Here is a 25800-nt window from a genome sequence, read left to right on the forward strand (position 1 = left end):
TCTCCGCCTCGGGATCGATGTCCGGTCCGCCTCGGGATCGATGTCCGGTCCGCCTCGGGATCGATGTCTTCGGCTCCGGGAACGTCACCGATCCATGCGGCGGCGCCGCGATCGCGGTGCCGGCGATCTTCTCCGTCGACGACGTGTGGCAACCGTGAGTCGGGCTTACGTTCCCGGTCGCTCGCTTTCGGTCTCCAGTTCGATGTCGCGGTCGGCCTCGCGGGTCGTCGCCTCCTGTTTGGCGAGGTCGACGTCGCGGGCCGTGTCGGCGTCCCGCGTCTCGTCGGTCCGCAGGTCGCTGTCGGCCACCGTATCGAGCTGTTCGAGGGCGCTCTCGATGTCCTCCAAGCCGAGCATCTTCTCCGTCTCCTCGTCGAACTCCTTGCTCGCTAACCCCTCCATCTGCTGGACATCGGAGCCGGAGAGCGCCTTGCCGTAGCGGCCGACGAGGCTCGTGAGCTCCTGGGGGAGGACGAACGTGGTGGACTCGCCTTTTCCGATCTCCGCGAGCGTCTCCATGCCGCGCTCGATGATGGCGCGTTCGCCCATCGATTCCGCGGAGCGCGCGCGCAGCACGGTCGATATCGCGTCCCCCTGCGCCTCGAGGATCTGGCTCTGTTTTTCCCCCTGTGCGCGGATGATGTTCGACTGTTTGTCACCCTCGGCCTGCTCGACGGCGGAGCGGCGTTCCCCCTGCGCTTCGAGGATCATCGCCCGCCGCCGGCGTTCGGCGCCGGTCTGTTGTTCCATCGCGCGCTGGACCTCCTGGGAGGGGCTCACCTCGCGGACCTCGACGCCCTCGACGCGGATCCCCCACTCGTCGGTCGGCTCGTCCAGCTCCTCGTTGATCCGGTCGTTGATCTGCTCGCGCCGGGAGAGCGTGTCGTCGAGCTCCATGTCGCCGAGGACGGCCCGGAGCGTGGTCTGCGCGAGGTTGGAGGTCGCGTTCTTGTAGTCGTCGACCTCGAGGAAGGCCTTCTTCGCGTCCATCACCTTGATGTACACCACGGCGTCGGCGGTCACCGGCGAGTTGTCCCGCGTGATCGCCTCCTGACGGGGCACGTCCAGCGTCTGCGTCCGCATGTCGAACGCGTACGTCCGCGAGACGAACGGCGGGATGAGGTGGACGCCGGGCTCCAACAGCTCCCGGTACTCGCCGAACACCGTCAACGCCTCCTTCTCGTAGGCGTCGACGATCTCGACCGCGCTGGCGACGGTGACCAACGCGAGCAGGACCGCCAGCACGCCGACCCCGTAGACGAGGCTCTGGCTCAACACCGCGAACCCGACGACCAGCGCGAACGCCAGCGCCGTGTACTGCCAGACCGAGTCGGGGATCCCGCCGGCCAGGTCGCCGAGCTCCGGAGGGCCACCCCGCGGACCTTGTGTTCCCATACACAACGTTACGGTTCGACGACGTTAACAGTTCGCACGAAACCGCACTCCGCAGATCCGAGCTACCGGTAGCATACGCGAACGTCTGCCGGGTTTAACCCACCCCGGAACGGAGGGGTCTACATGCCGACCGACGAGGACGACGACGGCCACGAGTTCCGCACGCGAAGCGTTCACGCCGGGTCGACACCGGACCCCACGACCGGGGCGCGCGCGACGCCCATCTACCAGACGACCGCCTACGAGTTCGACGACGCCGACCACGCCGCACGGCTGTTCGCGCTGGAGGAGGCCGGCAACGTCTACTCGCGGATCATGAACCCGACGAACGCCGCCTTGGAGGAGCGGATCGCCTCCCTCGAGGGCGGCGTGGCCGCGATCGCCACCGCCTCGGGAATGGCGGCGCTCGACCTCGCGACGTTCATGCTGGCTTCGGCCGGCGACAACGTCGTCACCTCCTCGGCGCTGTACGGCGGCACCTACACCTACCTCACCCACTCCGTCGAGCGACGTGGCGTGTCGACGCGGTTCGTCGACCCGCTCGACTACGAGGGGTACGCCGACGCGATCGACGACGACACCGCCTACGTCCACCTCGAGACGATCGGCAACCCGTCGCTCGTCACCCCCGACATCGAGCGGGTCGCCGAGATCGCCCACGAGCACGGCGTGCCGCTCTTCGTCGACAACACGTTCGCGACGCCGTACCTCTGTCGACCCATAGAGCACGGCGCGGACCTCGTCTGGGAGTCGACGACCAAGTGGCTCACCGGCAACGGGACCACGATCGGCGGGATCCTCGTCGACGGCGGCTCCTTCCCCTGGGGCGAGTACCCCGAGAAGTTCCCGGAGATAGCCCAGGACAACCCCGCCTACCACGGGATCAACTACGTCGACGCGTTCGGCGACACGGCGTTCACGTTCGCGGCGGTGACCCGGGGGCTACGCGACCTGGGTAACCAGCAGGCCCCCTTCGACGCGTGGAACACGCTCCAGCAGACCGAGTCGCTCCCGCTGCGGATGGAGCGCCACTGTGAGAACGCCGGGATCGTCGCGGAGTACCTCGAGGGACACGAGGACGTGGCGTGGGTGAACTACCCCGGGTTGGAGAGCCACGAGACCCACGAGGAGGCGGGCGAGTACCTCGAGGGCGGGTACGGCGGCATGATCGCGTTCGGGCTTGCGGGCGGCTTCGAGACCGCGAAGGCGACCGTCGAGAACGCGGAACTCGCCTCACTCCTGGCGAACGTCGGCGACGCGAAGACGCTCGTGATCCACCCCGGCTCGACGACGCATCAGCAGTTGACGGAGGAAGAACGGGAGGCTGCGGGCGTCACCGGCGACATGGTGCGGCTCTCGGTCGGGATCGAGGACCCCGCCGACATCGTCGCGGACCTGGAGACGGCGATAGAGACTGCGACCGAGTGAGGAGGGCCTCCCGACGGACGCTCACGCCGGCATCAGCCGCACGACCGGGGCGTCGCCGGCGTCGACCGCGACGTAGAGGTGGCCCGTGTCGGGAGCCTCGGCGACGGTGCGGACCCGCCACCCCCGGTCGGCGAGCAACCGCTCCTCGCCGGTCACCGTGCTCCCCTCGACGGTGAGGCGCCCGAGCGCCCGCACAGCGAGCCCGCCGACGAACAGGTCCCCCTCCCAGTCGGGGAACGCGGTCCCGGTACAGAACGTCATCCCGCCGGGCGGGAAGCCGCCGCTCCCGCAGGGCCACGAGTACGCCGGGGCGGTCACGTCCTCGCGGTCGTCGTGGGAGACGCCGATGGGCTCGCCCGAGTCGTAGGTACACCCCTCGTCTGCGACCGGCCAGCCGTAGTTTTCCCCCTCACGTATCACGTTTATCTCGTCGCCGTCCCGCTCGCCGTACTCGCTCTCCCAGAGCGCCCCCGTCTCGGGGTGGACCGTCAACCCCTGCGCGTTGCGGTGGCCGAAGCTGAAGATCGGATCCCGCGCGTCGGGGTCGTCGACGAACGGGTTGTCGTCGGGGACCGACCCGTCCGCAGTGAGCCGGAGGGTCTTGCCGAGTTCGACGCCGAGGTCCTGGGCGACGTGGTCCGGGCCGAAATCCTTGAACTGGCGGTCGCCGACGGTCACGTACAGCCGGCCGTCGTCGCCGAAGACGACCCGCGACCCGTAGTGGCCCGTCGAGTCGACGAAGGGCTCGGCGACGTGGAGCACCTCGAACCCCTCCAGCCGGGCGGACTCCGGGTCGAGCCGTCCGCGGCCGAGGTGGGTGGCCGTGTCGCCGTCGGCGTTCGCCGCCGAGTACGTGAGGTACGTCCAGCGCCGGTCCGGATACTCGGGGTGGAGCGCGACGTCGAGGAGGCCGCCCTGGCCGCGAGCGTCGACCGCCGGGGTCCCCTCGACGACCCGGAGGTCGCCCGATCCGCGGTCGACGAGGTCCAGCGTCCCGGCGCGCTCGGTGACGAGGAGGTCGCCGTCGGGGAGGAACGCGAGCGCCCAGGGGTGTTCGAACCCGGACGCGACGGTCTCGACCGCGTACGCGTCGGACGACGTGTCGCCGTCATCGACGCCGTCGCCGGTAGGATCGTCGGGCCTGCCCTCGGGGGCCGTACAGCCGGCGAGCGTGCCGGTCCCGGCGAGGCCCGCGAGCGAGAGGAATCGGCGTCGGTCCATGGACGGACGGTGGGTCGGCGCGGGGATGAACCACACGGTGGTCGTGAGACCGGGAGAGGTCGCGTCAGAGGTCTTCGCGGTCGAACTTCAACAGGCCGGCCAGCGGCGGCGCGAGCGCCCAGAAGACCAGCATCGCGACCGCGGAGACCTGCCGGTTCGCCGACTCGCCGGAGAACAGCTGGTCGGCGAGGAAGCCGTTCGCGAGCACCTCGATCCCGGTCGTCGGGTTCGCGACCTCGAGGAACGTCTGGATCTGTCGCATCGAGACGGGGAGCGCCTCGATGGGACCGGAGAAGGCGCCGATCACGCGCCCGGTGAACAGTCCCCACAACAGCACGAAGAGGGCGTAGACGCCGATCCCGGCGATCAGCGCGCGCTGGCGGGTCGCCACGGCGGCCGAACAGCCGACCGCGATGGCGACGAACACCACCCCGAGCGCCGCGGCGAAGACGGTGTACCCGAGGAACGAGCCCGCGTTGAACGTCACCGGGACGACGATCAACACGAGCGCGGGCAGGAGGAAGCCGGCGAAGACCGCGAGCGCCAACGCGGCGCTCCGCCCGAGCACCTTGCCGAAGACGACGTCCGCCCGCGAGTGGGGCAACGAGAGGAGCAGTTTCAGCGAGCCGGACTCGCGCTCGCCGCTCACGGCGTTGTACCCGACGACGACGCCCACGAGCGGGACCAGGCCGGTGACGAGCACCGGGCCGACGAACGTGCTCAAGAGGAGCTCCGTCGCGAACTGGTCGGCCTGCCCCTGGGGACGGACGACGTACGCGAAGACGGCGACGAGGAGCGAGAACAGCGCGACGAGAAGCACCATCCCGCGCGAGCGGACCGTGTCCTGGAAGTCCTTGTTCGCGACCGCGAGGAGGCTCACGCGTCCACCCCTCCGACGGCCGGGTCCTCCCGTCCGGTCGGCGTCGCCTCGCCCTCCGTGTACGCCAAGAAGAGGTCCTCGAGCGACGCCTCCGACGTGTGGAAGTCGTCGACGACGGCCCCGGCGTCCTCGGCTGCGGCGATGACCCGCGTCTTCACGCCGGGGTCACAGCTCACGAGGAGCGTGTCGCCGTCGGCGTCCACCCGGTCGACGCCCTCCACCGCGCGGACCGCGTCGAGGACGTCGTCGGACGGGGCGTCGACGGTCACCTCCAGCGTCTCACCGTCGCCGACCGCCTCTCGGAGCCCCTCGATGGAGTCCTCGGCGACGAGCTCGCCCGCCCGGAGGATGCCGACGCGGTCACAGACCGCCTCGACCTGTGCGAGCACGTGCGAGGAGAAGAAGACGGTCGCACCGCGGTCGGCCTCCGCGGTGACGATCTCGCGCATGTCCTTCACGCCCGCGGGGTCCAGCCCCGAGGACGGCTCGTCGAGGATCAGAAGCTCCGGCTCGCCGACCAGCGCCATCCCGAGTGCGAGCCGCTGGCGCATCCCCTTGGAGTAGCCGCCGGCCTTGCGGTCGGCGTCCTCGAGGAGGCCGACCCGGTCGAGGACGGCGTCGGGGTCGACGTCGACCTCCTTCGACTCGATGGCGAACTCGACGTGTTTCCGGCCGGAGAGCCGGTCGTACACGGAGAACCCGTCCGGGAGGACGCCGGTCCGCCGACGGATCTCGACGCTGTCGACGGTGGCGTCGCGCCCGAGCACCGTCACCGTCCCCTCGGTTGGCCTGACGAAATCGAGCACCATGTCGATGGTCGTCGACTTGCCGGCCCCGTTGGGGCCGAGGAAGCCGTACACCTCTCCCTCCTCGACCGTGAGGTCGAGGTCGCGCACGGCCGTGACACCCGGGAACTCCTTCGTCACGCCGCGCAGGTCGATGGCGGTCATACGTCCCCGTTCCCGTGGCATCCGATAAAGGGCTGCGGGTCGTCACGACGAGGCACCCGAAACGGGCGTCACAACGGCGTTCACCGCTGGCGGCCGTCGATCGTGGCCGGCCACGGGTCCGCCGCTGGTGGCCGTCGATCGTGGCCGGCTACGCGTCCGCCGCTGGCGGCCACGCGACCCCGCGCTCCTCGAGCAGGTCGGCGAACGCGGCCTCGTCGAGGACGGGCACGCCCTCCGCGTCGGCGTCGTCGCGTTTCGATCGGCCGGGGTCCTCGCCGGCGACGAGGTAGTCGGTGTTCCCCGACACCGACGAGGTCGCGTTCGCTCCGTGGGCCTCGACGTGCGCCTGCGCCTCGCCGCGCGTCACCGACAGCGACCCGGTGAAGACGAACGTGAGCCCGTCGAGGGGGGCAGTGTCGGCGTCGCCGGGAGTCTCGACCGGCTCGGGGTCGACCCCGCGGTCGCGGAGCGCCGCGATCGCCTCCCGGTTCTCGGACGCGTCGAGGAACGTCCGGATCGACTCGGCCACCGTCGGGCCCACGTCGTCGACCGCGCGGAGGTCGGCCTCGTCGGCGGCGAGCAGTGAGTCGAGGTCGCCGAAGTGCGCCGCCAGCGCCCGGGCGGTCGTCGGGCCCACGTCCGGGATCCCGAGGCCCGCGAGGAACCGGTCGAGAGGGGGCTCCCGGGTCGCCTCGAGCGCCGCGATCAGGTTCTCGGCGCTGGTCTCGCCCCACCCTTCCAGGTCGGCGAGGTCCGCGACCGTCAGGTCGTAGAGGTCCGGCAACGACTCGACGAGCCCGGCCTCCCGGAGCGTCTCGACGCGCTCGGGACCGAGCCCCTCGACGTCGAGACCGTCCCGGCGGGCCCAGTGTTCGACCGCGCGCTCCAGCTGGGCCGGACAGCCGAGCCCGCCGGTACAGAAGGCGAGGGGGCCGTCGCGCTCGACCGGCGCGTCACAGACCGGACACGTCTCGGGGAACGCGTACGTCCCGTCCGAGCGCTTCTCGACCACCTCCGGCACGTACGGGATCACGTCGCCGGCGCGGTAGACCCGCACCCGATCGCCGACGTTCACGCCGAGCGCCTCGATCTCGGCGGGGTTGTGGAGCGTCGCCCGCGAAACGGTGACGCCGTCGACGTCGACCGGGTCGAGCTCCGCGACGGGGGTGAGCCGGCCCGTCCGGCCGACCTGGACGGTCACGCCCTCGACCGTCGTCGTCGCGGTCCGGGGCGGGAACTTGTAGGCGAACGCCCAGCGGGGGGCCCGCGAGGTCGACCCGAGCGCGTCGCGGGCGTCGTGGTCGTCAAGCGTGATCACGACGCCGTCGATCCCGTAGTTCAGGTCGTCGCGGTCCTCGCCCAGCCGGTCGCGGAAGTCGATCGCGGCGTCGATCCCGTCGACCCGCTCGACGCGGTCGGTCCGCCGAAGTCCGAAGTCGTCGAACGCCAGCAGGTCGCCCCAGTGGGTGTCCGGCCGATCGGGAGCGTCCCCGTCGTCGTCCGCTCCAGCGGTCTCCCAACCCAGCACGTCGAAGAAGAAGACGTCGAGCGGTCGTTCGGCGACGACCGCGGGGTCGAGCTGGCGGAGCGTCCCGGCAGCCGCGTTCCGCGGGTTCGCGAACGGCTCCTCGCCGCGCTCGATCAGCTCCTCGTTGTACGTCTCGAACGCGGGGCGGGGCATGTACACCTCGCCGCGGACCGCGAGCCGGCCCGGCGGGTCACCCCGGAGCCTCCCGGGGACCGACCGGACCGTCCGGACCTGCTCGGTCACGTCGTCGCCCTCGAGCCCGTCGCCGCGGGTCGCGGCGCGGGCGTACTCGCCGTCCTCGTATATCACCTCGACGGAGAGCCCGTCGAACTTGGGTTCACACACGTACCGGCGGTCCTCCGGATCGAACCCCGCCTCGCGGAGCCCCGAGCGGACGCGCTCGTCGAACTCGCGGACCGCGTCGACCTCCTTCGCGCTGTCGATGGAGCGCATCGGCGCGACGTGCTCGACCGTCTCCAGCGCGTCTAGCGGCTCGCCGCCGACCCGACGGGTGGGTGACCCCTGCGTGTCGAGGTCGAACGCTGCTTCGAGCTCCCGGAGCCGGTCGAACAGCCGGTCGTAGGTCGCGTCCTCGATCAGCGGGTCGGCCTCGACGTAGTAGCGGTGGTCGTGCTCGCGGATCGCCGCCCGGAGGAGCTCGGCCTGCCGCTCGGCCGTCCCGGTCGACAGCTCGTCGACCGGCTCGAAGTCGGTCGGCGGCTCCTCGACGTAGGGGTTCTCCTCGGGGTCCGCGTAGCGCGTCGACGAGCTCGTCATCGGGTCGTCGTAGGGGCGGTATCCCTTAAAAACGACCGACGTCGAAACAGCCGAACTCCGGCCGGGGGAAGGCGTCGGCTCGATGCGGTCGACCCCGTGAAGGCGATCCGACGGACGCGGGGTTAACCGGAAGATAAGCTCCGCTGTGTGTGATATCGACCCACATATATAACCCATCGGCAGGGTATTGTCCCGAACATGGCAAAAGAGACACCCGACGGGCCGTTCTCGAACCTGTACGAAAACCGTATCGGGACCCCGACGACCGACGACGAGGTTCGGGGCTACTGGCTGTTCTCGTTCGGCGTGCTTCTCGGCGTGTTCGGCGTCGTCGTCTTCGCGGTCACCGCGCCGCGGACGACCGCCCGGGCGGTGGGATACGCCTTCGTGGCGCTCTCCCCGCCGGTGGTCATGCTCGGCGCGATCGTGCGCTTCCCGCTACGACGGTCGGCGACGACGCTCGGAACGCTCGGTGGACTGTTGACGCTCGCCGCGGTCGTCTACTTCTTCGTCGTCTTCCCCGACGGTTGGTCGCGTGCGACCGGGAACTCGACCGTCAACCTGCTGTACGCGGCGGGTATCGTCGTGATCGGCCTGGCGGGAACGATCGTGCCGCTGATCACGGACCCGGTCCACGAGGACTACAAGCGGATGAAAAAGGAGACGGCCGCCACCGCGAGCGCGAGCGAGAAGACCGGGCGCGAACTCGAAACGACCCGCGAAGAGCTGGAAACGACCCGCGAAGAGCTGGAAACGACCCGCGAGGAGCTCGGGGCCGCCGAGACACGGATCGAGGAGCTCGAGGGGGAAACCGAGACCGCACGGGACGAGACCACTGCGCTGTACGAGAGCAAGGCCCGGTTCGAGCTGTTCGAGGACGCGAGCGGGAAGCCGCGCTGGCGGCTCCGCCACCGCAACGGCAACGTGATCGCGACCTCCGGGCAGGGGTACAGTAGCCGCGGGAAGGCCCAGAAGGGGCTCCACAGCGTCAGGCGGAACGCGCTCGGGGCCGGCCTGTTACGGATCGACACGGCCGTCGAGGAGGCCGAGGCGCTCGCCGACGACGACGGCCCAGAGCCCGCGGACGCCGGCGAGCCGGACGTGGCCGTCCCGAGCGAGGACGAGGAGATCGCGAGCGAGGCGACCTTCGAGCTGTTCGAGGACGACGCCGGGGAGTGGCGCTGGCGGCTGATCCACGACAACGGCAACGTCATCGGCGACTCCGGCGAGGGCTACGCCTCGAAGTCCAACGCGAAGCGGGCGCTCTCGCGTGTCCGCGAGCACGTCGCCGCCGCCGACTACCTCCGGGTCGACCCGTCAGCGTTCGAGGTGTACGCCGACAGAGCCGGCAAGTGGCGCTGGCGGCTGATCCACGAGAACGGCAACGTCCTCGCCGACTCCGGGCAGGGGTACAGCAGCCGGTCGAAGGCTCGGCAGGGGCTCGAGAGCGTCCGGTCGAACGTCGGGGAGGCTTCCCTCGAGGACCTCGACGTCGAGGCGGGCGACGGGGCGGGGTCCGGCGACGGCGGGACGAAAGCGACCGTCGAGCTCTACGAGGACAACGCCGGGGAGTTCCGCTGGCGGCTCCGCCACCGCAACGGCAACATTATCGCCGACTCGGGCGAGGGCTACGCCTCGAAGGACGGGGCGCAGGCGGCGATCGAGCGTATCCGCGAGTACGCCCCCGATGCCGACGTGCTGGAGGTCGGGAACGCCGCCTTCGAGATCTACGAGGACGCTGGTGACGAGTGGCGCTGGCGACTCCGCCACCGCAACGGGAACATCGTCGCCGACTCCGGTGAAGGGTACGCCTCCCGGTCGAACGCGGTCGAGGCCGTCACTGGCGTGAAGCGGAACGCGCCGGGTGCCGAGGAGCGAACCGTCGAGTGAGCCGGAGCCGTCGGCCGACGGAGCGGTCCGGTCGCGCGTCCCGTGCGGTTTACGTCGGTTCGCTCACGAGGGGTCGACGATGAACCGGATCCGGGTCATGAGCTACAACGTCCGGTACCGGAACCGACACGACGGCCACGACGCCTGGCACGCCCGCCGGGACGGGGTCGCCGACCTGGTCCGGTTCCACCGGCCCGACGTCGTCGGCTTCCAGGAACCACGTCCCGACCAGCGCGCGGACCTCCGCGACCGACTCCCCGAGTACGACCTCCGCGGCCGGGGACGGAAGCGCGACGACGCCGGCGAGGGGTGCCCGATCGGGGTCCGCGCCGACCGCTGGCGGGTGACCGACGACGGGACGTTCTGGCTCTCGGAGACGCCGACGGAGCCCTCGACCGGCTGGGACGCCACCCACCCGCGGATCGCCAGCTGGGTCCGGATCCGGCCGCGGGAGGGAACCGACGAGTCGGCTGACGCGGCCGAGCCGTCGGTGCTCGTCGTCAACACGCACTTGGACCACGTGGGCGCACGTGCGCGCTGTGAGTCCGCCCGACTGCTCCGCGAGCGACTCCCGGAACTCGCCACAGCGGGGGAAACGGCCCGAACCGCGGACGGCCGCGGGGAGCCGTCCGAGGCGGACGGGCACGTTCCGCGAATCCTCGTCGGCGACTTCAACTGTACGGCCGGGTCGGATCCGCACCGGATCCTGACTGGAACCGACCCGGAGACGAACGATGACAGCCCGGAGACGAACCGCGGGCTCCGGGACACGGCCACGCTCGCCGACGTCCGACATGGGCCGCGAACGAGCCTCACCGACTTCTCTCGGCTGATCGACAACCGGCGGATCGACCACGTGCTCGTCTCGGCGGGCGTCGACGTGGAGGCGTTCGCGACGCTCGCCGATCGCGACGACCGCGGACGGTTCCCGTCGGACCACCTGCCGGTTTTCGCTCGCCTACGGCTGTGACGGTCGGAAGACGAACCGCTGTCCCTGGGTGACGCGGACGCGTCTCCGCCCTCGGGCGCTATTTCTCCCCCTCGTCCGCGTACCGCGCCAGCGCGTCCTCGTAGCCGCGGACGGCGGTCTCGAACGTCTCCCGGAGGTCGGCGATCGGCGTCTCGGTGGCGTCGACGCGGAGGTCCTCGGCAGCGGGGTCGAACCGGGGCACGTCCCCGGTGGTCGCCACCCGGAGCGCCGCCGACTGGACGGGGAGGTCCTCGCGTTTGTCGCCGCCGGCGTCGTGGCCCGCTGCGAGCGCGTCGATCAGCCGCTCGGCGAGCGGGGCCTCCCCGTGTGCGGTCGACTCGTAGCCGGCAGCGACGTCCTCGAGGACCGCCGGGCCGACGAGGAGGTTGCCGGCGACGGTGTAGTTCTGCCCGACGCGGTGGCCGTACCACTCCCCGCACTCGTCGCCGGAGAAGGCGAAGGTCCCGTCGGTGCCGACGCCGTGGAGTTGCCGGCGCTCGCGGCCCTCGTCGGCCGCCAACAGCGCGTCGAGCGCGTCCTCGACGGCGAGCCCGTCCGCGAGGTACGCGATCCCCTTACGGCCGAGCGCGACGTTGGTGTGTGACTGCGTCGCCACCGCACCGTGTTCGGAGGCGAACGGACACAGCGTCCCGACGCCCGGCAGCCGCGTCGTGACGGCCACGCCGAACCGGGTCTGGCCGTCGCCCGCGTCGTCCGTGTACCGCTCGCGAACGCAGATGCTGAAGGTCACGTCGCGTCCTCGGAGCCGCGAGCGAAAAAGCGTGTCCGCGGCCGCGACCCCTTGCCCGGCGCCGGAACGTGGCGTCGATCCCACGATGAGTATATGAATACCGGTGACGGACTCGAGGCGATGTCGGCCCGACGGCCGCCACAGGGGGCGATCGGCACCTCCTGCCGCGTGTCAACGGCCGACACGCTTATCAATGTGAATCCCTCCCACACGACTGGCCTCGGTCGCGGGCCGAAACGAGACCCCGTGTCGGTTCTCGACGGGGCGGCGGTTCCGCCCCGTCGACGAAGACGTCGTCGGTACGACGAGCCGTGCGTCCGTCCAGCCGGACGGAGGCGGCGCTCTCGGCACCGCCCGACCGAGACGAACGATACAATGCCAGACAGACAAACGCTCGAACGACTCAGCGAGGAGTACCGAACGACGGTCCCCGACGACCTCCGGGAGGCCCGCTCGTTCGACTGGTACCTCGACACGCTGTACGACGACCCGCAGGTCGCGCGGAACGCCCACCAGCGCGTCGCCGACATGTTCGACCACTACGGAACGCGATACGACGAGGAACGCGGCATCGCCGAATACGCGCTCGCGGCCGACGACCCGATCCACGGCGGCGAGAACGTCTTCTACGGCCGCGAGGTACACGAGGCGATCCACGAGTTCGTCAACAAGGTGAAATCCGGGGCGCGCGGACTCGGCCCCGAGAAACGGATCAAGCTCCTGTTGGGCCCCGTCGGCTCCGGGAAGTCGCACTTCGACTGGCTGGTTCGTCGCTACTTCGAGGCGTACACCCGCGAGGACGCGGGACGGATGTACACGTTCCGATGGACCGACCTCCGGTCGGTGATCGACGACCAGGACCCCGACGACGACACGGTCCGGTCGCCGATGAACCAGGACCCGCTGGTGTTGCTACCGAAGCCGCAACGCGCGGCCGTGATCGAGGACCTCAACGGTCGCCTCGACGCGCCCTACACCCTGCGGAACGAGCAACACCCGGACCCCGCCTCGGAGTTCTACCTGAACGAGCTCCTGGCCCACTACGACGACGACCTCCAGGCGGTCCTGGAGAACCACGTCGAGGTGGTCAGGCTCGTCGCGAGCGAGAACCGCCGGGAGTGTATCGAGACGTTCGAGCCGAAGGACAAGAAGAACCAGGACGAGACGGAGCTCACCGGCGACGTGAACTACGCGAAGCTGGCCGTCTACGGCGAGTCCGACCCGCGCGCGTTCGACTACGCCGGGGCGTTCTGTAACGCGAACCGGGGACTGTTCTCGGGCGAGGAGCTGCTCAAACTCCAGCGGGAGTTCCTCTACGACTTCCTCCACGCGTCCCAGGAGTCGACGATCAAACCGAAGAACAACCCGCGGATCGACATCGACCAGGTGATCGTCGGCCGGACCAACATGCCGGAGTACCGCGAGAAGACGGGCGACGAGAAGATGGAGGCGTTCAACGACCGAACGAAGCGGATCGACTACCCGTACGTCCTGGAGTACGAGAGCGAGTCGGAGATCTACCGGAAGATGTTGAACAACGCGGACGTCCCCACCGTTCACGTCGAGCCGCACACCCTGGAGATGGCGGGGCTATTCGGGGTGCTCACCCGTCTCGTGGAGCCCACCGACGAGACGGTGAGCCTCCTCGAGAAGGCGAAGGTGTACAACGGCGAACTGGAGGACGAGGAGATCGACCGGCGGAAGATCCGGGAGGACGCCGCGGAGCAGTCCGACATCGGCGAGGGGATGGACGGCGTCTCCGCGCGGTTCATCGGCGACGAGATCGCCGAGGCGATCATGGACGCCACCCACCGCGAGCGCTCGTACCTCTCCCCGCTTTCCGTGTTCGACCACTTCGAGGCGAACCTCGGCGGCCACGGATCGATCGCCGAGGACGACCTCGACCGCTACGAGCGGCTACTCGAGACGGTTCGTGAGGAGTACCGCGAGCGAGCCATCGAGGACGTCCGCCACGCGTTGGCGTACGACGTCGACGAACTCCGCCGCCAGGGCGAGAAGTACATGGACCACGTGATGGCGTACATCGACGACGCCACGGTCGACGACGAGCTCACCGGCCGGGAGACGGAGCCCGACGAGACGTTCCTGCGGGCGGTCGAAGAGCAACTCGACGTCCCCTCCGATCGGAAGGACGACTTCCGCCAGGAGGTGTCGAACTGGGTCTCCCGGCGCGCCCGCGAGGGGCGCGGGTTCGACCCGCAGGAGAACGACCGGCTCCGGCGCGCGCTCGAGCGCAAGCTCTGGGAGGACAAGAAACACAACATCAACTTCTCGGCGCTCGTCTCGGCGACGGACCTGGACGAGGAGGAGCGGAGCGCCTGGGTCGACGCCCTGGTCGACCGCGGATACTCCGAGGACGGGGCCGGGGAGGTGCTCGAGTACGCGGGCGCGGCCGTCGCCCGCTCGGAGATCGAAGACGGCGAGGAACGGCGATGAGCGACCGGATCCTCGAGGGGGTCGAACCGTGACCGACACCCCCAGTGGCGACGCGTTCCTCCGGGAGGCGGACGAGAGCCTCCGCGGGGCGTACGAGCCACCCATGAGCCTCGGAGCGTACGTCGAGCGCGTGCTCGAGAACCCGATCGCGGCCGCGTCCGGCGCCCGCTACGTCCTCGCGGCGATCGAATCACGGGGAACGCGCGAGGTCGAGGAGCGCGGCGAGACGCTGGAGCGCTACCGCTTCTTCGACGACCCCGCGAACGACGGCGAACACGCGGTGTTGGGCAACACCGACGCGCTCAACGCGTTCGTCGACGACCTCCGGGCGGCCGCGGCGGGACGCGGGAACGACGAGACCATCGTCTGGATCGACGGGCCGACCGCGACAGGCAAATCCGAGTTCAAGCGCTGTCTGGTGAACGGGCTCCGCGAGTTCTCGCGGACCGATCGGGGCCGACGGTACACCGTCGAGTGGAACGTCACCGGCGCGGGCGGCTCCGGGCGGTCGCTTTCCTACGGGAGCGGCGCCGACGCCGAAGCGTGGTACCGTAGCCCCGTCCAGTCACATCCGCTCTCGGTGTTCCCCGCCGACGTGCGCGAGGAGGTCGCCGAGGCGGTCGACGACGACGGCTATCCGATCGCCGCCGACGTGGAACTCGACCCGTTCAGCCGCGAGGCGTACGAACACCTCGAGTCGGTGTACCGCGACGAGGGACGGCGGGACCTCTTCTCGGCGGTCGCCGACCCCGATCACCTGCGCGTGACGAGCTACGTCGTCGACGTCGGGCGGGGGATCGGCGTGCTCCACGCCGAGGACGACGGGAGCCCGAAGGAGCGGCTCGTCGGCTCGTGGATGGGCGGGATGTTACGCGAACTCGACTCACGTGGCCGGAAGAACCCACAGGCGTTCAGCTACGACGGGGTCCTCTCACAGGGGAACGGCGTCGCCACCGTCGTCGAGGACGCGAGCCAACACGCGGACCTCCTCCGTCGGTTGCTCAACGTCCCCGACGAGCGGCGCGTCAAGCTCGACAAGGGGATCGGGATGGACCTCGACACGCAGCTCATCGTGATCTCCAACCCCGACCTCGACGCCGAACTCGACCGCCACGCCGACCGCGAGGGTGCGGACCCGCTAAAGGCGTTGAAACGCCGGCTCACTCGCCACGAGTTCAGGTATCTCACGGACCGGCGGCTGGAGGCCGCGCTGTTGCGACGGGAGGTGACGGGACGGTCAGTGGTCCCGGCGGTGGACGACGACCGCGGGACTGGAGACGGCCACGACGTCCGGGACGGCCACGACGTCCGGGACGGTCGAGATGTCCGTGACAGTCGAGACGTCGGTGACGACCACGGGTCGGAGCGGGACGTCGACCCCGAGACCGACCCCGTGAGCGCCCCGCTCACGGTTACCGTCCGGGACGACGACGGGGGCGAACGCGAGCGCGAGCTCGCCCCGCACGCGGTCGGCGCGGCGGCACTGTACGCGGTCGTCACCCGGCTCGAGACCGACGACCTCCCCGCCGGGATCGACCTGATACAGAAGTCCCGGCTGTACGAGACCGGCGAGATCCGGCAGGGCGGCGAGCGACTGACCATCGACGACGTGCCGTTCGGCGACGGTGACGGACGGTCCGGGATCCCCGTCACCTACACCCGGGACGTCATCGCGGACGTGCTCGTGGGCGGGACCGACCGGCACCATCCGGAACTCCCCGTCGAACGGGTCGTCACACCGCGGGACGTGCTGGACGCGATGGCCGACGGACTCGCGGACGCGCCGGTGTTCTCGCGCTCCGAGGTCGCCGAGTTCGAGAGCCGGCTCGCTCCGGTGGAAGCGCGGGTCGAAGAGCTCCAACGCGCCGACGTCGTCGACGCCGCGCTGGCGGCCGAGACGGTCTCGGCCGAGACGGTCGCCGAGTACGTCGAACACGTGTACGCGTGGGACGCCGACGAGCCGGTCGAGACCGACCGCGGCCCCGAGGCTCCCGACGCGCTCGCGATGAAGGTGTTCGAAACGGAGACGCTCGGCCGGTTCGACGACGGGGAGTACCGCGGGACCGAGCCGGGGTCGGCGGTCGAGACGTTCCGCCGCGAGCAGGTGATACGCGCGCTCACCCGCTACGCCTGGCGCAACCGCGGGGACGGGTTCAGCGTCGAGGACGTCGAACTCGAGGCGATCCCCGAGCTGAAAAGGGTGTTGGAGGGGAACGACCTGGCCGACTTGAAACGCCGGTTCCCCGAGCTCGACCCGTCGGAGTGGGCCGACCCGCCGTCGGGCACGGAGACGGAGCGCGTCAAGAACGCGACCCTCGAGCGCCTCGAGGGGCGTGGATACAGCCGCGCGTCCGCCGAGCTGACGAGTCGCGCCGTGATGGACGAGGTCCGCGACGAGTGGGCCGACCTGTCGGCGGACGGCGACGAGCGGTGGGACGGGGGCGACTCACACGGCGGAGGTGGTCACTGATGGGGCTCTCGTCGGACCTGGAACGCTTCCGCGAGGTCGGCGAGGCCCGCCGTGAGGACCTCACGGACTTCATTCGCCACGGCGACCTCGGCGGCTCCGACCCCGATCGGGTCGAGATCCCGATCAAGATCGTCGAACTCCCGTCGTTCGAGTACGACCGACGTGAGGCCGGCGGCGTCGGCCAGGCCGAGAACGGCCAGCCGCAACCCGGCCAACCCGTCGACCCGCAACCCGGCGACGAGGAGGGCGATCCGGGCGAGGAGGGCGGCGAACACGAGTACTACGAGATGGATCCCGAAGAGTTCGCCCGCGAACTCGACGAGGAACTCGGGCTCGACCTCGACCCGAAGGGAAAGCGGGTGAGAGAAGAGGTCGAAGGCGACTTCACCGACACCGCGCGGGCCGGCCCGAAGGGCACACTCGACGTCGACGAGTTCTTCAAACGCGGGCTGAAACGCCACCTCGCGACCGACTTCGACGAGGAGTACGTCCGCGAGGGGCTGTTCGTCGCGGGCGCGGGCGTCGAGGAGGCGTTCGAGTGGGCCCGCGAGCGGAACGTTCCGGTTTCTCACGCGTGGATCGCCGACGCCGCGGCGGGGCTCGAGACGGAGCGGGGCGAGCCGGTCGAGACGCTCGACCGGTGGGAGAGCTTCGCGGAGCTCGACGCCCACCGCGAGGTCGAGCCGGTCAGCCACCGGATCCGCCGGGAGGGGATAGACAGCGTCCCGTTCCGCCGGGAGGACGAGCGCTTCCGCCACCCCGAAGTCATCGAGAAGCGCGAGCGCAACGTCGTCGTCGTGAACGTCCGCGACGCCTCGGGCTCGATGCGCGAGACCAAACGCGAGCTGGTCGAGCGGGTGTTCACCCCGATGGACTGGTACCTCACCGGGAAGTACGACGCCGCCGAGTTCCTGTACGTCGTCCACGACGCCGAGGCGTGGGAGGTCGAACGCGAGGAGTTCTTCGGGATCCAGTCGGGCGGCGGGACCCGGATCTCCAGCGCGTACGAGCTGGTCGCGGAGCTCTTAGAGGAGTATCCGTTCAGCGAGTGGAACCGGTACGTGTTCGCTGCCGGCGACTCGGAGAACGCGAGCGACGACACGACGCGGGCGGTGATCCCGCTGATGGAGTCGATCGACGCCAACCTCCACGCGTACGTGGAGACCCAGCCGGGCGGGGGCGGGGCGAACGCCCGACACGCCGACGAGGTGGAGCGGGCGTTCGGCGACGCCGACGACGTCGCCGTCGCGCGCGTCTCCGGGACCGAGGACGTCACCGACGCCATCTACGACGTGTTGAGCACCGAGGCCGGAGGTGACGAACGATGAGGGACGACAGACTCGAGGCGAAGCGGGCGGCGGCGGCGCTGGACGAGCCGGCAGCGGAGGCGCGGAACCTCGCCGAACGGCTCGGACTCGATCCGTACCCGGTCCGCTACTGGGTCGTCGACCACGACGAGATGAACGAGCTCATCGCGTACGGCGGGTTCCAGCGACGGTATCCCCACTGGCGCTGGGGGATGAACTACGAGCGACAGCGCAAGACGGACCGCCACGGGCTCGGGAAGGCCTTCGAGATAGTCAACAACGACGACCCGAGCCACGCGTTCCTCCAGGAGTCGAACGCGACCGCGGACCAGAAGGCCGTGATCACCCACGTGGAGGCACACGCCGACTTCTTCGCGAACAACGGCTGGTTCGGGCTGTACGCCGACCGCGGGGAGGGCGGTCCGAACGCGGCGGCGCGGCTCGAGCGCAACGCCGACCGGATCGGGGCGATCGCCGACCGCCCGGACGTGAACCGCGACGACGTCGAGCGGCTTATCGACGCCGTCTCCGCGCTGGAGGACACCATCGACCAGCACAGCCCGGTCGATGCCGCACGCTCGTCCGAGATGCCCGGGGTCGCCGACGACGTGAGCGATCCCGGGGAGGACCCGGCCGCGGTCCTCGAGGCGCGGATCGACGAACTCGGCCTCTCGGAGGAGGTGCGCCGGGACGTGTTCGACGACGAGTGGCTCGAGTCGCAAGGGGAGGGCGTCGAACCCGACGAGCCGCGCCCGGACGTCCTCGCGTTCCTCCGGGACCACGGCAAGCGGTACGATCCCGACACCGGGAAGGCCGTCGACCGCGAGCCGTGGGAGACCACCGTCATCGACGCGATCCGCGAGGAGGCGTATTACTTCGCGGGACAGAAGAACACGAAGGTGATGAACGAGGGATGGGCGAGCTACTGGGAGTCGGTCATGATGGGCGGCGAGGGGTTCGCCGGCCCCGACGAGTTCCTCACGTACGCCGACCACATGGCCCGAGTGCTCGGGTCGCCCGGGCTCAACCCGTACAAGCTCGGCTTCGAGCTGTGGACCCACGTCGAGTCGCGCGCGGCCCGTCGTGACGTGATCGACAAGCTGCTTCGCGTCGAGGGGGTCACACCCGAGAACTTCCACTCGCGGGTCGACCTCGATCGGGTCGCCGAGGCGCTGGAGCCACACCCCGCGATCGCCGGCGCGGGGCCGGCGACGCTCGACGAGCTGGCCGAGCTGGCCGCCGAGGGCGATCCGCGGGTCGACGCGGAGGTGGTCGACCGGGCGCTCTCCGTTCGCGACGGCGACCTCGACCCCTCGGCGGGGCCCGACGTCGAGCGGTACCCCTGGAAGCTGCTCACCCACCGGGGACTCGCGGAGCGCCATTACGTCCTCGCGCGACCGGAGCACCGCGACGTCCTCCGAACCGTCTCGCGGGCGACGCTGGCGGAACGGGCCCGGTACATGTTCGACGTGGACCGGTACCGGACCGTCGAGGACGCGATCGCGGACGTCGACCGGAGCGCCGGCTGGGAGCGCATGTACGAGGTTCGCGAGAGCCACAACGACGTGACGTTCCTCGACGAGTTCCTGACCGACGAGTTCGTTCGCGAGGGGAACTACTTCACCTACGAGTACAGCCGGGCGAGCGAGGGGTTCCACGTCGCCAGCAACGAGGCCGCGGACGTCAAACGAAAGCTCCTCTTGCGGTTCACGAACTTCGGGAAGCCGACCGTCGTCGTTCTCGACGGGAACTTCCGGAACCGGGGCGAGCTCCTCCTGGGCCATCGGTACAACGGCGTCGCGCTCGACGAGGAGCGGGCGAAAGCGACACTGAAACGCGTCTTCGAGCTCTGGGGCCGTCCGGTGAACCTCGCGACGATCCGGACGGAGTACGACGAGGGAGAGACCCGGCGTGCGAAGCGGAGCGGACGCGAGCCCGACGGCGAGGAGGTGGGCGTCCGCTTCCAGTACGACGGCGGCGAGGTGACGGAACACGACCTCGACCGGGAGATCGAAGAGCGGATCGCGGCGGACGGGGTCGACTACGACACGAAGCCGGACGAGTGGCTGGCCTGACGGTGATCCGTGCGGTCGTTCTCGTGTCCACCTCCCCGATCCCGGGCCTCACGGCGTGTCGCCGACTCGCAGCACGGCGGAAACGGCTCGTACTGGTCACGACGAGGCGGCGGTCGAGCCGACCACGGATCCGCCGAGTCGACGGCGGTGAAGTCCACGGCCGTCCTAGAGGAGATCCGCCGCCATCGACGAGACGTGCTCGGTCTCGTCCGCGTTGATACCGTGGCCCATCCCCTCGTAGATGCGCGTCTCGACGTCACCGCCGAGCGCCTCCAGCACCGCCGCGGTCCCGTGAACGCGCTCTTCGGGGATGTGCGGGTCGACGTCGCTACACCCGAGGAACGCGGGCGTCCCGGCGAGGGCGTCGTCCGCGACGTCACTCGTGTAGTCGTCGACATCGATCGACTCGCCGATGAGCCCGCCGCTCAGGACTGCGAGCCCGCCGTACTCGCGGGGATGCCGTGCGACGAACTCGCTCGCGAGACACGCACCCTGGGAGAACCCGGCCACGAGGACGTGCTCGGGGGCGATGCCGGCGTCCGTCGCCGTCCCGACGGTGTTCGCGACCGCCCGAAGCCCGGAGCTCCGTCCCGGCTCGTTGTCGGCGACGGGCGCGAGAAACGAGTTCGGGTACCAGGTGTTCGCGGCCGCCTGCGGGGCGAGAAGCGCGACGCCCCCCGCTGTGGGCGACACCTCCTCGCCGAACCCGACGATACTCCGGGCGGTCGCCCCCCGGCCGTGGACGAGGACGAGCGCGGCGTCGGCCTCGTCCACGGGCGTGCCGGCCGTGACCAGCTCCTCGTCGCCGTGGGGGTCATCACCCGCGTGGGGAGTCCCTCGGCTCATACGCCCACGCCGGCGTCGGCGTCCGGGAGGTCGTACTTGTGGACGGGAAGGCCGAGCTCCTCTATGGCCGCCTCCATGTGGCGGTCCTGCGCGAAGTCCGCGCCGTCCGCCTCGCGGAGCCGCTGGGCGGTCGCGAGCACCTCGCCCTTGCGGTCGTCCGGGATCTCGTACTTGTCCGAGGAGAGCTCGATCACGAGCCCGTTGTTGTCCTGGGTGTAGATGGAGTGGAAGATCCCCCGGTCGAAGACGTTGTACCCCTTGCCGGCCTCCTCGAGTGAACGCATGATCGTCTCGTACTCGTCGGGGTCGACGCTGAAACAGAGGTGGTGGACCGCGCCGGTCCCCGGCCGCTGGCCGCGCGCGGAGGGCCGGTCGTCGCTCACGAAGACGGTGAGGATCCGCCCGTCGCCGGTGTCGAAAAAGAGGTGCGTCTGTGAGGGGTCGTCGAGGTTCGGCTGGCGGAGGACGAGCGGCATGCCGAGCAGGTCGCGGTAGAACGCGATCGTGTCCGCCTCGTTGCTCCCCCAGACCGTGATATGGTCGGTTCCGGTCGTGTGAAACGGCGCGTCGGGTCGCTCCGGCGTCACCGGAGCCTCGTCGGTTGCCATACGCCCCCTTGGGGTCCCACCGGAATAAAGCCGGGAGAGACCGAACGGTGATCGGCTGACGCGAGTGTTATCGGGGACAACGACCGGCGGCGGACCGGGCGTGAACGAGTGAGTTTTACCGTCTCGGCGAGGAGGGGTCCGTATGGACGTCCTGTTACACACCGGCCACGAACACCCCGAACTGCTTTGGATCGCCGTCTCGGCCGTCGCCTCCTTCGCGCTCGGCGTCGGCGTCGGCGCGTACGGGCTCGGCAGTGGAACCGACCGGGCCGCCGACGCGAGCCCCGACGAGGAGTAGCGCGGAGCGTCGCGGTCGGCGACGACGTCGCTCGCGATCGGCCGATCCACTCACTGTTCCCACACGTCGGGAGCGACGCCGATCGCGCGAATGGCAGTCGGATAGCCGACGGCGACGGCGAGAACGAGCAACAGCGAAGCCCAGAGTGGGACGCCGTCGACGACGCGCTCCGCGATCGCGAGTGCGGCCAGCATCGCGACGAACATGACGCCCCAGTGGGGCGCGAGCTGTCGCACCGTCTCGGCGAGAGGGGTCATACGTTCGCTACCGGTTCGGAGCGCTAGTGGATGTCGGTCGGGACGCGAGCAGTGCGGGCGGGAAACCGGGAGACCGATCCGGCAGGCTCAGTACCGCGAGGGCATGAACGCCATCGCGAGGAACAGCCCCGACGACAGCAGGCTGATGATCATCACGCGCCACAGCCCGTCGCTGTTCGTCTCGTGTCGCTCTATCTCGGCGAGTTGGGCCTCGAACGACTCGGCGTCGGTCGAGAGGACGAACGACGAGTCGTCCGGGAAGTGGGCGATATACTCCGTGTCGCCGATCGTCACCCGCGTGTTCTGTTCCACCTCGGTCGAGACGGTCTCCGTGCCGGTCCACACGAGGGTGGCCGCGTCCGCCGAGACCGCGTCGACGGTGACCGTCCGGTCGGCGTATTCGAACTCGTCGTCGACCGCGTACGAGCGTTCCTCGGGCGTGGGGAAGTACTCGTCCGCGGGGACGAGCTGTGTCTCGCCCTCGCCGTCCTCGACGACGACGTACTCCTCGCCGTCACGCTCGATCGTCTCGTTGTCGGCGTTGGAGTCCTCCTCGAGGATCGCCGTCCGGTCGAGGACCTCGACGAGCGTGAACGAGGAGGCGTTCTCGCCTTCTATCCGGACGTCCCACTCGTCACCGTCGACCTCGACGGTCGACCCGTTCGACCACGATTCGGACTGTTCGGCGGTCCGGTTCCGCTCGACTTGACCGAGGAGGTTGCCGTCGCCGTCCTCGCTTATTTCCGCGACGGCGTATTCGTCCCCGTCCACTTCGAACGTATCACCCGACGACAGCTCGTGATCCGGGTTCTCGAAGGAGACTTCCGGCGTTTGAGCCGTCGTGACGATCACCCCGGTCGCGCTCCCGACGAGCAAGAAGAACGCGACGTACACCGCGACAGCGCGTCGTTGCATGGTTCGAGTGTGGGTCACCCCGTGTATAACGGTTACTAACGAGTAGCGATCCGCCGGATCCCCCGACGGGGGTACCGGCGACCGACGGCCGGAGGCTATCGCCGAACGACGAGGACGGAGAGGTCCGAGAACGGCGTGTCCTCGCGACCGTTCCCGCCCGCGTACGCGGAGAGATCGCCGAGCGTCGTCCGCGTTATCCGCTCGTCGTCGTGTGTGAGGCGCTCACAAACGAGTGCGACGGTGTCCGTCCGGGCACCGTGATCGAGGAGGTCGACAGCGATATCTCCCGGCATCCAGTCGAACGGCCGCGGCAGGACGAGCAGATGACGGCCCCCCACGTCCCGGCGGAGGCGATCGAGGTCGGCCGTCAGGTCGCCGCGCTTGTGGAGCGTGACGAACGTCGCGTCCTCCAGCGGCGTCCGCGCCCTGCTCGCCGCGATCTGTATCGAGGAGATGCCGGGAACGACGCGGACGTCGACGCCGCCGCCGGTCGCCTCGTCGACGACGCGTTCGACCTTGCCGAGGAACTGATACCCGGAGTGGTTCGGATCGCCCATCAGGACCGCGACGCCGCGCTCGCCGCCGGCGACGCGGTCGGCAAACGCCGTCAGGGCCTCGGCTTCGTCGCGGTATCCGCACGTCAGGAGGTCCGCGTCGGTGCGGTCGCGAACGAAGTCGACGACCGTCTCGAACCCGACGACGACGGCCGCCTCGCGGAGCGCCCGCTCGGCCCGGGGAACCAGATACTCGAGGTTCCCCGGACCGATCCCGACGGCGTGGACCGCCGGGTCGACCTCGTCGAACGGCTCGTCCGCGGACGACGGTTCCGGGCCGTCGACGGCGTACGCCGCCGGATCGGGACCGAACTCGACGTCGTACCTGTCCGCAGAGCCCGGGTCATCACGGTCGCTTGACCTCGATCCCTCGGTCATCGTCCGGCACGCTCGAACGGGGCGGGGACGATCACGCGGGACGAGCCGAGGTTCGGCGCGGTCACGAGTTTCACCGTGTCGATCACGGGGACGTTCCCGGGGGACGTCGTGGTCTCGCTCATGAACGGAGCGACGGGACCGTCCCGGAATATCGCTCCGGTTCGAGGACGGCGTCAGTCGAATGCGTCGAACGCGACGCGTTCCAGGACGCGCGACCGGTTCGGGATCGCGCTACCGATATCGCCGATGCGTGTGCTCCCCCTACCGTGGGGGTGTGACCGACCCCGTTCGTGGATGCGCTGGGAGGTCCCGTCGAGCAGGGGGCCCCGTAGGTCCGACCACGCATCCTGGGACACCCCCGGTGGCACCGCTCGTGGGGGTGTCGCTCGCGGATCGTGAACGAGTAGTCGAGAGCCAAGGTCCCGAGCTAACGACGAACGGTGCTACCGAGCGATCGACCACCTCGAAAACGGATGGTGACCACAGGTTCCAGCCTGGAAGAACTTCGAGCGATGGTTCGCGGTACGCACCACTTTCGTCGCGTGTGCGGGCAGAAGCCCCGGGAAAGCCGTGCTAGGACTCAAAACGGTCAGACCGAACGATCCGTAGCGGATACCGCGCCTCCCGACGACTTATGCGTCCACCTGCTAACGGACGTACATGGGCGGTATCGAACTACGGAACGGGACACTCGTCGTCGAACGAGAGCCGAACCGACTCGACGAGCTGGCGATCGAATTCACTCACGTGCTCGATCGGTTCGACATCGAGCACGTCTACATCGCGGGGTACGTCTCCATTCTCGCTGGTCGAGCGCGCTCTACCGAAGACGTCGACGTCCTCATCGAACGGATCGGCGAAGAGACTGCAGACGAACTCGCAGAGACGCTCGAGGAGAACGGGTTCTGGGGCCCGGCGATGCCGCTCTCTTCGATATACGAGATGCTCGACAACGGTGACAACATCTGGGTCGCTCCAAGGGAGCAGGTCACGCCTCATCTCGAGGTGAAGTTCGCGCGCGACGAGTTCGACCGCGCATCCCTCAGAAACGCTATCACGGCCCGAATCGGTGGAAAGACTATCCCGATAGGCCCTTTAGAGCTCCAGATCGCGTACAAACTCTACCTCGGCGCGCAGAAGGATATCGAGGACGCGGTCCACCTCTACACCCTTCTCGAGGAAAGTCTTAGTGTGTCCCACCTCGAAGGGTGGGTAACGCGACTCGACGTCGAATCCGAATATGAGCGACTCAAACGCGCGTGAACACCTCGACGCGAAGCACGAGCGCAACCGTGAGCACCGCATCGAGGGCATCAAGCGCTGGGTCGAATACATCGAGTCAGAGCCACCGGAAACGTGGGGACCACAGCAGAACGCGGTCGTCAACGACCAGCTCGATGCGGCCCAGAGCGTCCAGACGTCGGCTTCTCACCAGCAACACGTGAAAGATGTAGCGGTGGAGATCCTCGAAGCGAGCGGCGAGTCCGACGCTGATTCGACGTAGACTGGTTCCGTTCAAGAACCATATCTAACGTCCGAAACAAGAGGGTTACAGAGATTCGAGGAGAAAGCCCACGACGTTAGTCGTGGGAGAAGTCACCGTATGAAAGCCAAGGGCCGGATTTGAACCGGCGTTGGGCGGCTCTGCAGGCCGCTGCGTCTGACCAGACTCTGCCACCTTGGCGCTACCGAGAGTATCACAGTCGAGCGTTTAAGCCTAGCGGTCGGGAAGCGACGTGCTAGCCGGGTGGATATGAAAAAAGCCCACGGACGCCGCGTCCGTGGGCTCGAGTATGAGTGGAGAGGCGGCGAACCGCGGTTCCCAGAGGATCGCTCACTCCAGTA

The 25800-nt window shown here is 69.4% G+C and carries 23 protein-coding genes and 1 tRNA gene; 11 read left to right on the forward strand and 13 right to left on the reverse strand.

What is annotated here, in order from left to right; all coding sequences use genetic code 11:
• Window positions 1-17: 17 nt before the first annotated feature.
• The gene (locus DQW50_RS17825) at window positions 18-158 is read left to right on the forward strand and encodes a hypothetical protein (RefSeq protein WP_157964849.1); all 141 of its coding nucleotides are present in this window, start codon (window positions 18-20) and stop codon (window positions 156-158) included.
• 7 nt (window positions 159-165) lie between these two features.
• Here the strand turns inward: DQW50_RS17825 and DQW50_RS06235 are convergent, their stop codons facing one another.
• Window positions 166-1395 (reverse strand): SPFH domain-containing protein, encoded by a 1230-nt coding sequence (locus DQW50_RS06235; RefSeq protein WP_112078424.1) that lies wholly within the window; start codon window positions 1393-1395, stop codon window positions 166-168.
• A 123-nt stretch (window positions 1396-1518) separates the two neighbouring features.
• Here DQW50_RS06235 and DQW50_RS06240 point away from each other — a divergent pair, with 123 nt between their 5' ends.
• Window positions 1519-2823 (forward strand): O-acetylhomoserine aminocarboxypropyltransferase/cysteine synthase family protein, encoded by a 1305-nt coding sequence (locus tag DQW50_RS06240; protein ID WP_112078425.1) that lies wholly within the window; start codon window positions 1519-1521, stop codon window positions 2821-2823.
• Between the two features lie 21 nt (window positions 2824-2844).
• Here the strand turns inward: DQW50_RS06240 and DQW50_RS06245 are convergent, their stop codons facing one another.
• The 4 genes from DQW50_RS06245 to ligA all read right to left on the reverse strand — a co-directional run bounded on the left by DQW50_RS06245 (window position 2845) and on the right by ligA (window position 8179).
• Window positions 2845-4044, reverse strand: coding sequence for a PQQ-dependent sugar dehydrogenase (locus DQW50_RS06245; RefSeq protein WP_112078426.1), 1200 nt, complete (start codon window positions 4042-4044; stop codon window positions 2845-2847).
• Window positions 4045-4108: 64 nt separating this feature from the next.
• Window positions 4109-4924, reverse strand: coding sequence for an ABC transporter permease subunit (locus DQW50_RS06250; RefSeq protein WP_112078427.1), 816 nt, complete (start codon window positions 4922-4924; stop codon window positions 4109-4111).
• Complete coding sequence (locus DQW50_RS06255) at window positions 4921-5874, reverse strand: ABC transporter ATP-binding protein (RefSeq protein ID WP_112078428.1); 954 nt, start codon at window positions 5872-5874, stop codon at window positions 4921-4923. Before DQW50_RS06255 ends, DQW50_RS06250 begins: the two co-directional genes overlap by 4 nt.
• 148 nt (window positions 5875-6022) lie before the next feature.
• On the reverse strand, window positions 6023-8179 hold the full coding sequence (gene ligA / locus DQW50_RS06260; protein WP_112078429.1) for an NAD-dependent DNA ligase LigA: 2157 nt from the start codon (window positions 8177-8179) through the stop codon (window positions 6023-6025).
• Between the two features lie 198 nt (window positions 8180-8377).
• On the opposite strand from ligA, the gene DQW50_RS06265 reads away from it, so the two are divergent.
• Window positions 8378-10069, forward strand: a complete 1692-nt coding sequence (locus DQW50_RS06265; RefSeq protein WP_112078430.1) for a YegP family protein — start codon at window positions 8378-8380, stop codon at window positions 10067-10069.
• A 79-nt stretch (window positions 10070-10148) separates the two neighbouring features.
• On the forward strand, window positions 10149-11039 hold the full coding sequence (locus DQW50_RS06270; protein WP_112078431.1) for an endonuclease/exonuclease/phosphatase family protein: 891 nt from the start codon (window positions 10149-10151) through the stop codon (window positions 11037-11039).
• 58 nt (window positions 11040-11097) lie between these two features.
• Here DQW50_RS06270 and DQW50_RS06275 read toward each other — a convergent pair whose 3' ends face one another.
• Window positions 11098-11790 carry a DUF1028 domain-containing protein gene (locus DQW50_RS06275; RefSeq protein ID WP_112078432.1) on the reverse strand — a complete coding sequence of 231 codons (693 nt, stop codon included), beginning with the start codon at window positions 11788-11790 and terminating at the stop codon, window positions 11098-11100.
• A gap of 375 nt (window positions 11791-12165) precedes the next feature.
• Between DQW50_RS06275 and DQW50_RS06280 the strand changes: the two genes are divergently transcribed.
• Genes DQW50_RS06280 through DQW50_RS06295 form a run of 4 tightly spaced genes read left to right on the forward strand, consistent with a single transcriptional unit; the run spans window position 12166 to window position 20099 of the window.
• The gene (locus tag DQW50_RS06280; RefSeq protein ID WP_112078433.1) at window positions 12166-14247 is read left to right on the forward strand and encodes a PrkA family serine protein kinase; all 2082 of its coding nucleotides are present in this window, start codon (window positions 12166-12168) and stop codon (window positions 14245-14247) included.
• A 28-nt stretch (window positions 14248-14275) separates the two neighbouring features.
• Entirely contained in the window at window positions 14276-16717 is a 2442-nt protein-coding gene (locus DQW50_RS06285) for a kinase anchor protein (protein ID WP_112078434.1), read from the forward strand.
• Complete coding sequence (locus tag DQW50_RS06290) at window positions 16717-18045, forward strand: DUF444 family protein (RefSeq protein WP_112078435.1); 1329 nt, start codon at window positions 16717-16719, stop codon at window positions 18043-18045. Before DQW50_RS06285 ends, DQW50_RS06290 begins: the two co-directional genes overlap by 1 nt.
• Window positions 18042-20099, forward strand: coding sequence for a SpoVR family protein (locus tag DQW50_RS06295; RefSeq protein WP_112078436.1), 2058 nt, complete (start codon window positions 18042-18044; stop codon window positions 20097-20099). The genes DQW50_RS06290 and DQW50_RS06295 overlap by 4 nt, the downstream gene beginning before the upstream one ends.
• Window positions 20100-20264: 165 nt before the next feature.
• On the opposite strand, the gene DQW50_RS06300 is transcribed toward DQW50_RS06295, so the two are convergent.
• Both DQW50_RS06300 and DQW50_RS06305 read right to left on the reverse strand, forming a co-directional pair.
• A complete protein-coding gene (locus tag DQW50_RS06300; protein WP_112078437.1) occupies window positions 20265-20945 on the reverse strand; it encodes an alpha/beta hydrolase in 681 nt (226 codons plus the stop codon).
• On the reverse strand, window positions 20942-21553 hold the full coding sequence (locus tag DQW50_RS06305; RefSeq protein WP_112078438.1) for a VOC family protein: 612 nt from the start codon (window positions 21551-21553) through the stop codon (window positions 20942-20944). The genes DQW50_RS06300 and DQW50_RS06305 overlap by 4 nt, the downstream gene beginning before the upstream one ends.
• Before the next feature lie 142 nt (window positions 21554-21695).
• Here DQW50_RS06305 and DQW50_RS18125 point away from each other — a divergent pair, with 142 nt between their 5' ends.
• Window positions 21696-21851 (forward strand): hypothetical protein, encoded by a 156-nt coding sequence (locus DQW50_RS18125; protein ID WP_198664622.1) that lies wholly within the window; start codon window positions 21696-21698, stop codon window positions 21849-21851.
• Between the two features lie 50 nt (window positions 21852-21901).
• On the opposite strand, the gene DQW50_RS06310 is transcribed toward DQW50_RS18125, so the two are convergent.
• From DQW50_RS06310 to DQW50_RS18605, 4 genes are all read right to left on the reverse strand, one after another.
• Window positions 21902-22108, reverse strand: coding sequence for a hypothetical protein (locus DQW50_RS06310; RefSeq protein ID WP_112078439.1), 207 nt, complete (start codon window positions 22106-22108; stop codon window positions 21902-21904).
• An 87-nt stretch (window positions 22109-22195) separates the two neighbouring features.
• Window positions 22196-23023, reverse strand: coding sequence for a hypothetical protein (locus DQW50_RS06315; protein ID WP_112078440.1), 828 nt, complete (start codon window positions 23021-23023; stop codon window positions 22196-22198).
• Between the two features lie 95 nt (window positions 23024-23118).
• Window positions 23119-23955: a cobalt-precorrin-7 (C(5))-methyltransferase gene (locus tag DQW50_RS06320; RefSeq protein WP_112078441.1), complete on the reverse strand. Its 837-nt coding sequence runs from the start codon at window positions 23953-23955 to the stop codon at window positions 23119-23121.
• On the reverse strand, window positions 23952-24077 hold the full coding sequence (locus tag DQW50_RS18605) for a hypothetical protein (RefSeq protein WP_255417621.1): 126 nt from the start codon (window positions 24075-24077) through the stop codon (window positions 23952-23954). Before DQW50_RS18605 ends, DQW50_RS06320 begins: the two co-directional genes overlap by 4 nt.
• Before the next feature lie 538 nt (window positions 24078-24615).
• On the opposite strand from DQW50_RS18605, the gene DQW50_RS06325 reads away from it, so the two are divergent.
• Together DQW50_RS06325 and DQW50_RS06330 are read left to right on the forward strand one after the other, a co-directional pair.
• Window positions 24616-25218, forward strand: a complete 603-nt coding sequence (locus tag DQW50_RS06325; RefSeq protein ID WP_112078442.1) for a hypothetical protein — start codon at window positions 24616-24618, stop codon at window positions 25216-25218.
• Window positions 25196-25459: a hypothetical protein gene (locus tag DQW50_RS06330; protein WP_112078443.1), complete on the forward strand. Its 264-nt coding sequence runs from the start codon at window positions 25196-25198 to the stop codon at window positions 25457-25459. The genes DQW50_RS06325 and DQW50_RS06330 overlap by 23 nt, the downstream gene beginning before the upstream one ends.
• 104 nt (window positions 25460-25563) lie before the next feature.
• Here DQW50_RS06330 and DQW50_RS06335 read toward each other — a convergent pair.
• A tRNA-Cys gene (locus tag DQW50_RS06335) sits at window positions 25564-25639 on the reverse strand.
• Window positions 25640-25800: the final 161 nt, after the last annotated feature.

The sequence above is a fragment of the Halorubrum sp. 48-1-W genome (assembly GCF_003287355.1).
Taxonomy (GTDB): domain Archaea; phylum Halobacteriota; class Halobacteria; order Halobacteriales; family Haloferacaceae; genus Halorubrum.